Consider the following 11,484-nt stretch of genomic DNA (forward strand, 5'->3'; position numbering starts at 1 on the left):
AATAAAATAAGCCAGGAGTTCCTTCATGGCTCACCTGGCTTAGCTTATCATATTGGCTTTGGCCAACACATCTGTCTGTGCACCTTCGCACCTTGATGATTAAGTTCTAATTGAAGCACTTTATCCAGTTGATCTTTGGCTTGATCATATTGGCCCTTTCCGATTAAACCGAGTCCCCGCATGTACAAACAATGGATCTCATTACGTCTATTCATATCGTCTTCAAACACGAGAAAGTCAGGCAGTGAAACAGCAAAATAATCGATTTTCACATCATCAAATATATGTTTCTCCGCATAGTCGATAAGTTTGTTGAAGCGTCGCAGCGCCTCTTTGTCGTTGTTAAGCTTTAACCAAGCCATGCCTTGATAAAAAATCATATCCGGCGGTTGATCGTTATAGAACATCGCACTGGCCGGTTCCTCCAAACCTTGTGAAGCAATATTGAAACACGCCCTTGCTTGATCCAACTTATTCATACCTTCGTAAGCACATCCCAGAAAATAGTAAATATGATTTTCTTGAGCGCCGGTCAATTTTCCTTCTCCAAGGTTTACAGGATATACAAGCGCTTTTTGAAGAAAATCTTCTGCTTGCGCAAAATCCTCTTCATTCAGAGCTTTCTTGGCCAGTTCTACATGAGCAAAAACATATTGACCAGTAACCTTGCCTTCTCCACCTTCCCAAGGATGAAAATTTCGGCTATTTAGCTTATCGATGGCCTGCGTCTGATCACCAAGAGAATTCAGCAAAGTAATATACTCCAAATAAAGATCGTCGCGTTTCTCTACAAGTACGTAGTGCTTTTCCAAATTTGCAATGCGTTTCTCCGGGGAATACGCAAGTTTTTTATACAATTGATCCAATTCAAAGAAAACACGTGCGTCCGCCGGATTACATTGAAACGCCTTTTCAAGCGAAGCAAGCGCTTTAGCCGATTCATTGCTTTTATTGAAATACGCCAATGCTAAGTTACGATGAACAGTAGCGAAATGGGTTTCAATGGAAGCCGATATCTCCCAATGAGCTATCGCATCTGCATGGCGCTTTTTGTCGTACATCCAGTTGCCGAGATAGTAATGGGCTTTAGCATCCTTCGGATCAGCGGTGATGGCGCTCTCCAAAATTTGCAGATCGAACAGATGATTCGGAAAACAATAATCGGGCGTGGCTGCTTGCCCTGCACGACGATGACTTGCGGCCTGCTCGTGCGAACCGAGTTGCTCATATAAGTAGCCGAGAGCATAATGCAGCATCGGATATGCACCCTCGTTATTGTTTGATAATAGCCGCTCCAGTACGGCTATAGCCTCTTCAAACAACCCGCATCCGGCATAGTCCGAGCATAAATTCATGTAATTGTGAACATCTTCTCTCATCAACCGAGAGAGCTCACTGGCGACTTCCAAAGCTTGACCGGATTCATTTTGAGCGATCAGAATTTGAACAATTTCATTCTGTGCGCCAAAGTCGGCAATATCCAGATTCATTGTTTCCTCAGCAAAGGATTTAGCCTCATCCAAGCGCCCAAGCTTTCGAAGAAGTGCTGTTTTCAAATGTCGCGCTTTATAATTATGAGTATTCCGGATCAGAGAGCGCTCCACTAAATCCAACGCTTCCGCAAAAGACTTGTTCCAGCAAGCAATTTGCGCTAGCGAGAAGTAGCCGGCATCCTGCCAGCCAGCCGACCATACCGCTTTATAAAAAGCGGAGAATGCTTCCTCTAAACGGCCTTGCTGCTTTAGCGTTACGCCTAATTGATAGTAAGCTTCACTGTCGTAAGGATTCGGGTTGCGCCAAGTTAGCGATGCCACCGCTCTTCGGAAATGAGCCTCGCTCTCCGTAAATTTACCGCGACGCAGAAGCAGCGTGCCGTAAGCGACATTAATCCGAATGTCATTTGGATCTCGTTGTAATCCCTCCAAATAGTATATTTCCGGCTCAAACGTAGCGTGTCGGTATTGCTCCAAATGTAAACCCGCCAAATACAATTGCTCATTTGTCTTCAATTCTACAGGTGTGGGTAATGGCTTAGCGGCGTCAGGTACTTGCTCAATGTCGGATCTTTTCGGCATATAGGAAACGAGCAGTTTACCGTTCGCATCCGTGACGCTAACCGTCAAATCATGCAGTTGCTCCCCTTCATCCAACGTAATATTTTGGTTGAAAGTGGAGATTGGTGAAAGCTCGTGAGCTACTTGAACATATATACCTCTTTTACCCTTTAACGTCACGATTGCTCCTTCAAATAATGAAGTGGCGTAAGCTTGGATGACAGCTTCACGCGTCAATTCATTAACTTCCAGATTAACCGCAGCATCGATTGTCGCGTTTTTAACGACCCCGATATTCTTATAGGGCATGAAATATTGGGTAAATGATTTCTCTTCATAAGGCTGCAGCCATGTAAAATCAGGCTGATTATCTGTATAGACACCTGTCATTAACTCGATATAAGGTCCGTCTTCATCCGTCAGATTTCGGTCCCACGCTTGCCCGAACTCCCCGTTTCCCCAGGTCCACTGTTTTTTACCCGGTGATACATGATGATTAGCGACATGGAGGAGACCGGCGCCAACCCCGTGATCATAACCGCCGACGAAATTATAATCCGACTTGTAAGCCATATAAGAAGTCGGTACAGGTATATTTTTGTAGCGTGAAATATCAACGCCTGCGGAATAATCCATTTTGTAATAGGTCCCTGTTGCGATCGGGAACCGCGATACGTCACGTTTGCCATGATCGAAGACAGCCGTTACGTCCGGAGGAAATACCGACTGTGTATGATCATTAACCGCAATGGCAGGGTTTGCCCACCAGAGGAAAGTTTGGGGCTCAGGCGTGCGATTGTATAATTGTGCATGAATTTCTAAATAAGCTTTACCTGCATACAAAGTGAAGCCTGTGGTCACCTTGGTTCCATACATACGATCGATTTCACTCACCCAAACGGTGGCGCTGCCATCTTTATTTTCGGCTAAACGGTACTCAACGGGGCCAAAAGTATTCGGACGATGATGCTGAGGCCAATTAAATTCGATCCCGCCGGATATCCATGGACCTGCCAATCCGACCAAAGCAGGTTTAATTACTTGATTATAATAAACGAAATCATATTGATTCGTTTTATCAAGCGCCCGGTAGATCCTACCGCCAATTTCGGGCATAATCTCAATACGCACATACTCATTCTCCAAAATAACCATCAGGTAATCTTTAGGTTTTTTCTCGTCTTCAATCCGCTCGATAACTGGATGCGGATATACGCGTCCTGAACTTCCTTGATAAACCCGTTTTTCCAAAAACATCGGATTTTTATCCGGTTCCCCGACCCCGTAAGTTGGAATTGAAACTGTTTCTTCCCATACGCGAACTTGCTGATCGATGTGACTCAAAGCGCTCACTTCCTTGTCTCGATATCATTAACTCTAGAATATGCGTTCTCTAGGCTCCCTTGGCCCAATTCCAGATCCAGATGCCATTCGTGCGATTTGGATGATTCAATAACAACCGACGTACCGTTAATTAGTGCCATTTCAAGCGAATCATAATATCCGATTCCTGGCTCCAAAGCGCAGGTCACACGATCGTTGTACTTCCCTTCATCAATCCAAATACCAAGATACGGCACCTTATGCACATCAACCGATACACGCAAATAATTGCCGCTTTCCCGGCCGTATAAACCTGACCATCCAGCAGGAACGACACCCGGATAATAGAACTTTTTCCCGTCTGCTATAGGCTCAGGCTGAATGTTCAAGTAGGAGGAAACATCATATTCTTCCCCAATCTGCAGCTTCCTGCCGCCATAGACGCATAGCATATTGCGCATGGAATCAGGCAGTACAATCTGCGTCGGCTCCGAAATCGAAAATTGCGGATGAGCCGTCCATAGAAAGGGAAGCTGATCTCCGCCTAAATTATCGACCTTGTACGCCAGCCTGACATGCCCCGTTGTCAGAAAAGAAATGGTGCGGGTCAGACGATAGGGAAGCCCAATCCCACTTACAGAACATACAACGGACTGATCCTGAGTTTCACAGTTCCACGGCAAAGACCACACTTCTCCATGGTCGGGCAATTGAACAGCCACATGCTCATTTGCACGAACGGTACAAGCGTTGATCGTCGGAAAACATTCATCCCATCCGCTCATATCCCAATCCGTAAACGCCGATCCATAAAAGGGCTGTACAAACGGCCGGCTTCCGGAATCAAGCAGCCATTCCTTGCCGCTTGGCTTATAAACAAGAGAAACGATCTTTCCCCCGATATCCGGTACAATCTCGACTCTCACCCTGTCATTCTCAATCACGAAAGATTGGCGTTCTTTGTAGATCGCGGGATATACTTGCACTTCTTCATGGCTTGGCATGGAATATTTCCCTTCCAGACGACGTCATCATCCTACCATCATTAAAGTCGTTTTAGTCGGATCAATTTACTGTCGAAATCGCCTCTTAGATTTAGGCTTAGTCCTACATTCATCAAGTTTTTGCCCTTGAATCGTATGGGTTGATGCTCAAGGTCATCCACCAGATAATCCGCGTTTGGATCTAGCCCTTGAAGACATATTCTCGGAAATTCGTCGGCAAAGCGTTGTGCGTGCAAAAAATTGAATACAACGGCTTCTTCGCCATCATGACTTACATATTGGTATGCGGCAGATTGGGATTCACGCAGTGTTTGCAAACGGAATAAATGTCCTGTCGCTATAACAGGCCTGATTTCTTTATATAATTTAATAAAGGCTGATGCCTCTTCGAACTCCTCGTCCGACCAAATCTTGAGATTAGCTCCTATCCCTAATCCGCCCATCATCGCACTGTGAAACCGGAAGGATAAGGGCAACTTTCTTCCATTTAAACTGTGTGGCGAATCGGTGACCCAACACATCATGATTTGAGGACTGTATACATAAGAAAAGCCCTCCTGAATGCTCAGCCGATCAAAGGCGTCGGTATTGTCGCTTGGCCAGACCTGATCCGCATACCTCAGCATGCCCAAGTCGATTCGCGATCCGCCGCCAGCGCACGCTTCGAACTCGACGTCCGGAAATCTTTTTCTCAATTCAGCCCATATCTCATATAAATTTTGCACATGCCTAATCCATATGGCGTTATGAGGTTTTAGGAAATCGTCACCTGCTCCGGGTTCTGTAATCGTACGATTGATATCCCATTTAATAAACGAAATCTGATAAGTACTTAAAAGCTTTGTCATGAAATCCAATATAAATTGTTTCACTTCCGGCTTACCCAAATTGAGCATAAATTCATTCCTTAGTTGGGTGCCTTCACGTGTAGGGAAATGATAAATCCAATCTGGATGCTCCCTAAAAAGGTCGCTATCGGGATTCACCGCTTCCGGTTCCACCCATATGCCAAAATCCATCCCTAAGCTCGTAACTTCATCAATCAGTTCCTGCAAGCCATTTGGAAATTTATCCGGGTTTACATACCAGTCACCAAGTCCCGACTTATCGCTATTTCTGCTGCCAAACCACCCATCATCCACAACGAACAGCTCGACGCCAAGCTTGGCGGCGGCTCTTGCCAGCTCCTTTTGCCCTTCGGCATTCACTTCAAAATAAGTGGCTTCCCATGAGTTATATAAAACCCTCCGATGACCACGGGACGGAAGAATATGTTTCCTTTGATAACTATGCAGGATTCGGCTCATCTCACCGAACCCATGCGAGGTGTAACCTCCTGTAAAAGTAGGGGAAGTTAACGTCTCCCCGCCTTGCAGCAAAATCGAACAATCATAATCGTTCATTCCGCCAACAACTCGCAAGTGATTAAAATTCGTCTTCTCGGCTACGATTTTCCAATTCCCGCTCCAACCCAGCATACCGAACCAAACCTTGCCGGAAACTTCATCTGCTTTTCCATTATCGATAGCAAACCAAGGGTTCGCGTGCGGCCCTGTGAAACCTCTTCTCGATTCAAGTGTTTTCTTACCCTCCGTCAATTTCATCTCCCTCAACTGGAACTCCCCGGCCCATCTTCCTGTAACGTGCGTTAGACGATAATCGGAGAGAACGGGTAGAGACCATGCAGCGGACATCATTTGATCGATGACTATATCATCCTTACTTTGATTCAGCACCTCTGCATACCGCTCAATTAAATCGTGATCAGGAATAACTCTATAATAAATTTTTACCCATAAATCATAATGAACATCTTTGAATGTAATAACCAAGGTCTCCGTGGAGCAGTTTGGCATATTTTCCGTTGAGACATCCTGCTCTTCCCTTTGAATGGCAAATCCGATATATGTCATTTTCAAATCCCTAACGCCGTCATGAAACCGAGCTTTCAAACAAGGTTCGACATAGCTGCAACCGCCTGCATAGCTATATTCCTCCTTTTCTCTTTCAACCTCAGCATCAAATGAGCTGTGATGGCGGCTTTTCAGAAGAAACACGCATTCCCGCGCATCGACGACTTCTCCCCAATAGACATGCTGCACGCTCCCCTTTTCATTGATGCCGAAGAGATAGGAGGTGCTTCTCGTTTGAATTTCGAACAGTCGCAAATCTTCATGAAATGTTATCGGCAAGGCAGACACCTTCATCTGTTTATTTTTTAGATCATCATTTTACTTATCCTTTAATTGCGCCGGCGGTAATGCCTTTTACGATAAATTTCTGCATCAGCAGGAAGAAGGCAATGATCGGGATCATCCCCATCACCGCGTAGGCAAAAGCCAAATTCAGGTCACTGCTATACTGACCGAAAAAATAATACTGCTGTAATGGGATCGTACGAAATTTATCTTTTTGGAGAAAAAGCAACGGAAGCAGGAAATCGTTCCATATATACAAAGTATTTAATACCATCACCGTGGCCGTTACCGGCTTTAATAAAGGAAAAATGATTCGAAAAAAGATACCAGGCACAGAACAACCGTCTATTTTTGCCGCTTCTTCAAGCTCTCTCGAAATCGCTTTAATAAACCCGGCATAAAAGAAAACACCTGTTTGTACGCCAGCGCCACCATAAATTAGCATGATGCCCCAGTGGGTATTAATCAGATTCAACATTTTCCCCAGTCTATAAAGCGGAAGCATAGTAACCTGAAAAGGAACCATGATCCCCGCTAAAAACAAGAGAAAAATCAATTGATAGAATATGCTTTTTCTGCGTGCGATCGAATATCCGGCAAGAGAGGAGACGGCAATGATGAGAAGAACGGAACCTGTGGTGATGATGAAACTATTCAGGAGTGCCACAGGGTAATGAGAAGTATTCCACGCGTGAATATAATTTCCAAGGTTTACTCCCCCAGGGAGCGAATAAAAGGACAGAAAAGTTTCCTGACTTGTCTTCAATGACATTAATAAAGCAACATATAATGGGAAAAGTACGACCAGCGCCAAAATCAAAATAATTGTAAATACAATAGCATGGACCTGTTTCACTATAATTCCACTTCCCTTTTTCTAAAAATCTGAAGTTGAATCATCGTAACCAGAACCAGAATGATGAAAAATATCATGGATAAAGCGGTCCCGTATCCACCCTTATGAGAGGCAAAGGATGCCCGGTATATATAGATCGATAGTACGTCAGTGGAAAAACCGGGGCCTCCGTTCGTTGTCACATACACTAAATCGAACACCTTTAATGCTCCTGTTAACACCAGTACCATATTGATTGTGATCGATGGTGCGATTAGCGGTAGCGTCACATGCCAGAATGTGTGTAAGATCCCTGCACCATCTATTTCAGCACTTTCTACTAATTCGCTGGGAATATTTTGTAATCCGGCAATATAAATGATCATCGGTGTGCCGATACCTTGCCATACAGCAATTGCAATGATTCCCCAAAGCGCATAGTTAGGGTGCCCTAACGGACTCGTAACACTTTCAACTCCAAACAGTTTAAATAAATTAGGTACACCTTTGCTGTAGTTATAACTCCAAACAAATCCGGATAAAACGATGGATATGACGCTCGGCAAAAAGAAAATCGTTCTAAATAGGTTTCTAAACTTTAGGAACGAATCCAGAACAAGTGCCAATAATAAAGATAGGAGATTTACTAAAAAGGTCAAAATAATTGCATATTTGAACGTGTTCGAGAGCGACCTCCAAAAATCACTATCCTTAATGGCATGAACATAATTGTCCCAGCCAATATAATGGAGCGTTTGGGAGACACCATCCCAATCGGTAAAGGAATATTTGACCCCCATGGCTAGTGGTAATACAACGGCAAATAGAAATAAACACAATCCTGGAATTACAAACAAAATGTACCATGACTCAGCCCGCCAAGTTCGTTTCAAAACTTTCATGATCCAGTCCTTTCTTGAAGATAACAGCAGCAAGAAGAATGAAGAGCCTGTCAGACGAAGGAAACCATTGAACGTCTAACAGACTCCTATGCCATCACAACAAAGTTACTTAAGCTTATTTATGATTCTTTTGTACCCAATCGTCCATATCTTTAATAATTTCATCCGCTGTCATCTTATTGAAAAAATATTTTTGCAAGTCTTGACTGAATTGGCCGCCCCAATCAATGGTCGTTTTTGCCAGATACGCCTGGGAATTATAAATATTACCTGCCTCGATGTAAGGCTTTAATTCATCGACAGCCGGAGCGATATTGGTGATCGAGCCTTTGACATAGCTGAGCGATTTAACATTATTAACCCATGCGTCTCCGCCTGCTTTACTTCCCATGAAAGCCAGGAATTTCAAAGCTGCTTCTTTATGTTCCGTTTTGCTGCTAACAGCCAAAGAAGCATCCGGGTTAAATTCCAGCTTGTTTTTGCTTGCATCGTTGCTAAACGGATAAGGGAAATAGCCTACATCATTTTTATAGAAGTCAGGATTCTTTTTCTCAATGTCCTGCAGCGGCCAAGTCCCCATGTACATCATCGCCGCATCACCCTTGGCAAACAAATCGACTGCTCCGTTATAATCCACGCCAAGCTGATCTTTGTTTCCATATTCAAAATATTGTTTGGCGTGATCGATCGTAACTTTCGCCGCAGGGTTATCTGCGAATTTAGCCTGACCCTTCTCAATTTTTTCGAAAAAGTCCGGTTGATTGGCGATAAGTGCCGTATTGCTAGGAAGATCGCGAGTAGACCACATGGCAAGCGGCCACCCGTCCTTCCAACCGAGGGCAAACGGTGTTTTACCCGAATCCTTAATTTTTTTTGCTGCTGCCATGAGTGCATCCCAGGTTTTAGGAATCTCTAAGCCCAGATCTTTGAAAATTTTCTTGTTATAAAATACGGCAATAGGACCGCTATTTACCGGCATGATGTAGTTTTTCCCATCGGTTGCTTGATCTTTAAGGACACCCGAATCAAAATTTTTCATAAACGGCTGGTCTGTCAGGTCTAGCAAGTATCCCCCATCCACAAGCGATTTAGTATTGCTGCCCGAATTCAGAGAAAATACATCAATAACATCCCCGCTGGCTACTTTTGTTTTCAACAGTGTATAGTAATCATCATACTTAACCGGCTGGACTTCGACCTTAATATTCGGATTTTCTTTCTCGAATTGGTCGACAATTTTCTGAACGCCATCGGTGACGTCGCTCTTGAAGTGCATGAAAGAGATTGTAACCGGCTCTTCCTTTTTCTCGGTCTTGTTGGTACTTGAAGAAGTCGCCGCAGCGCTTCCCGCCGGAGTGGATCCGGGCGAATTCTTGGTATCCGTATTTCCGCACCCCGCCAATAAGCTCGTAAAAAGGAGGGTACATAAAGTAATTTGGATTCGTTTTTCCATGCCATTTCCCCTTTTCTTCATTCATGTAATGATGAACGTATTGTTCCTCTATTTCTGATTGTAGCGAAACGCGCTTGATGCAGTAATACAAAATCTTGTGAAGCAGATGTTCATTATTTTGTAATGCCTATACGCTTTCACACGATTCACGGTATTCCGTAGGCGTTTGGCCTGTGAATTTTTTAAACACCTGACTAAAATACCTTTGGTTTTCATAGCCGATCAATTCAGCAATTTCATTGACCTTCCGCTCGGATGAACGGAGCAATTCACAGGCTTTCTCCATACGAAGTCTGGTCAAATATTCGATAAAATTCTCATTTGTGAATGCCTTAAACAACTTACTGAAGTAGCTGGGATCCAGGTGAAATCTCATAGCCACATCGACCAAGCTTAGTTCTTCAAAATAATGCTTGCTTAGAAAACCGGTAATCTCCTGCACCGGAAACGAAGTGTCTTGATCTCCCAGATGCATGAAAGCTTCTGAAATCAGAGCGCTCATCTTATGAATGCACAGCGTTAATCCATCGAGATCCAGTGCATGCTGGAGGACTTGATAATCAGAAATGGCCTGATTGGAATAAGAAATCTCCTTCATTCCGCTGGCTATGGTTTCCGACAATTGTATATACGCTAGATGAACCTCTTGGATAAGAATATCCTTGTATAGGGCAGTTTTTCGCAAAAATTGCTCAAGCATGGTTTGGATTGCCTTTTCATTTTTGTTAACGAATGCCTGCTTTATCGTTTTCAAATCAAAGATACTCAAAATCTCCGCATGGGAAGGCGTCGTTATTGATTCAGCATCAGAAATGAACAAGCTGGATACATGAAATGGATTGTTCCACAGCGCTGCAAGCGCTTCATCAAATGCGGCCGGCAGTGTTTCTAATCTCTCATACTCACGACTGATTCCCGCAACAATGTTAACTTTCAGCATATCGAACACCGCATGTTGGAATTCAGCTAAAATCTGTGCGATTCCAGCAGCTCCATAGTAAGCCGAAGGCATAATTATACATAGTTTCATCCTGTCATCTGCCGTAAACATTAGCGGTGTATCGCTTTTTAGAATGTCAGAAAAAATATTTTCCAGACTAAACATGAGCAGGTCAGCGTTGCCGTGAAATTTGCTTACTGCCACCTCATTAAATTGCCTGAATGCCAACATAACCATGCGATATTTTTCAAAAGTACGTTCGAGTTTAAAAGCTTTCAATGGATTCGCCATATCGGACTGATTCATAATTCGCTTATGGGAAACATGCTGCAGAAAAACTTCCCGCTTTAATTTCCAAACCGAGTTCGCATGATATTGCTGCTGAAGCGCATCCATATCTTTCTGCAGAGTCTCGATTGCCTTCTTGATGGCGTTCATCAAATCCCCAATAGACACGGGCTTAAGCACATAATCGCACACCTGGTACGTTAAAGCTGCTTTTAAATATTCAAATTCCGAATACCCGCTGATCACAATGACCTTGATCTCCTTATGCAGCATAAAGAGATTTTCCAGAAATTGTTTGCCATCCATAACCGGCATATTCATATCGGTCACGACAATATGAGGCTTGCTAAGCTGTATCAGTTGCAGCGCTTCTTCCCCATGCTTGGCTTCTGCGACAACTTCAACATTAGCGGAAAGCTCGTCAATTAATTTGCAAATCGCTTTTCTTCCCCACTGTTCGTCGTCGACAACCATCACTTTATACATG

General features: G+C 43.8%; 7 protein-coding genes. All 7 read right to left on the bottom strand.

Translation table 11 applies throughout. The features are described from left to right. Positions 1–47: 47 nt before the first annotated feature. Positions 48–3,398 (bottom strand): DUF5107 domain-containing protein, encoded by a 3,351-nt coding sequence (locus ACFQZT_RS05640; RefSeq protein ID WP_379297393.1) that lies wholly within the window; start codon positions 3,396–3,398, stop codon positions 48–50. Positions 3,399–3,403: 5 nt separating this feature from the next. Continuing rightward, positions 3,404–4,381: an aldose epimerase family protein gene (locus tag ACFQZT_RS05645; RefSeq protein ID WP_379297395.1), complete on the bottom strand. Its 978-nt coding sequence runs from the start codon at positions 4,379–4,381 to the stop codon at positions 3,404–3,406. Between the two features lie 41 nt (positions 4,382–4,422). Further along, positions 4,423–6,582: an alpha-galactosidase gene (locus ACFQZT_RS05650; protein WP_379297979.1), complete on the bottom strand. Its 2,160-nt coding sequence runs from the start codon at positions 6,580–6,582 to the stop codon at positions 4,423–4,425. 34 nt (positions 6,583–6,616) lie between these two features. Next, positions 6,617–7,435 carry a carbohydrate ABC transporter permease gene (locus tag ACFQZT_RS05655; RefSeq protein ID WP_379297397.1) on the bottom strand — a complete coding sequence of 273 codons (819 nt, stop codon included), beginning with the start codon at positions 7,433–7,435 and terminating at the stop codon, positions 6,617–6,619. Next, positions 7,435–8,316: a carbohydrate ABC transporter permease gene (locus ACFQZT_RS05660; RefSeq protein WP_379297399.1), complete on the bottom strand. Its 882-nt coding sequence runs from the start codon at positions 8,314–8,316 to the stop codon at positions 7,435–7,437. The genes ACFQZT_RS05655 and ACFQZT_RS05660 overlap by 1 nt, the downstream gene beginning before the upstream one ends. Positions 8,317–8,431: 115 nt before the next feature. Continuing rightward, the gene (locus ACFQZT_RS05665) at positions 8,432–9,769 is read right to left on the bottom strand and encodes an ABC transporter substrate-binding protein (RefSeq protein ID WP_379297401.1); all 1,338 of its coding nucleotides are present in this window, start codon (positions 9,767–9,769) and stop codon (positions 8,432–8,434) included. Positions 9,770–9,896: 127 nt separating this feature from the next. After that, positions 9,897–11,483 carry a response regulator gene (locus tag ACFQZT_RS05670; RefSeq protein ID WP_379297403.1) on the bottom strand — a complete coding sequence of 529 codons (1,587 nt, stop codon included), beginning with the start codon at positions 11,481–11,483 and terminating at the stop codon, positions 9,897–9,899. Between the last annotated feature and the right edge of the window lies 1 nt (position 11,484).

This window comes from Paenibacillus sp. GCM10027628 (assembly GCF_042676385.1).
Taxonomy (GTDB): domain Bacteria; phylum Bacillota; class Bacilli; order Paenibacillales; family NBRC-103111; genus Paenibacillus_E.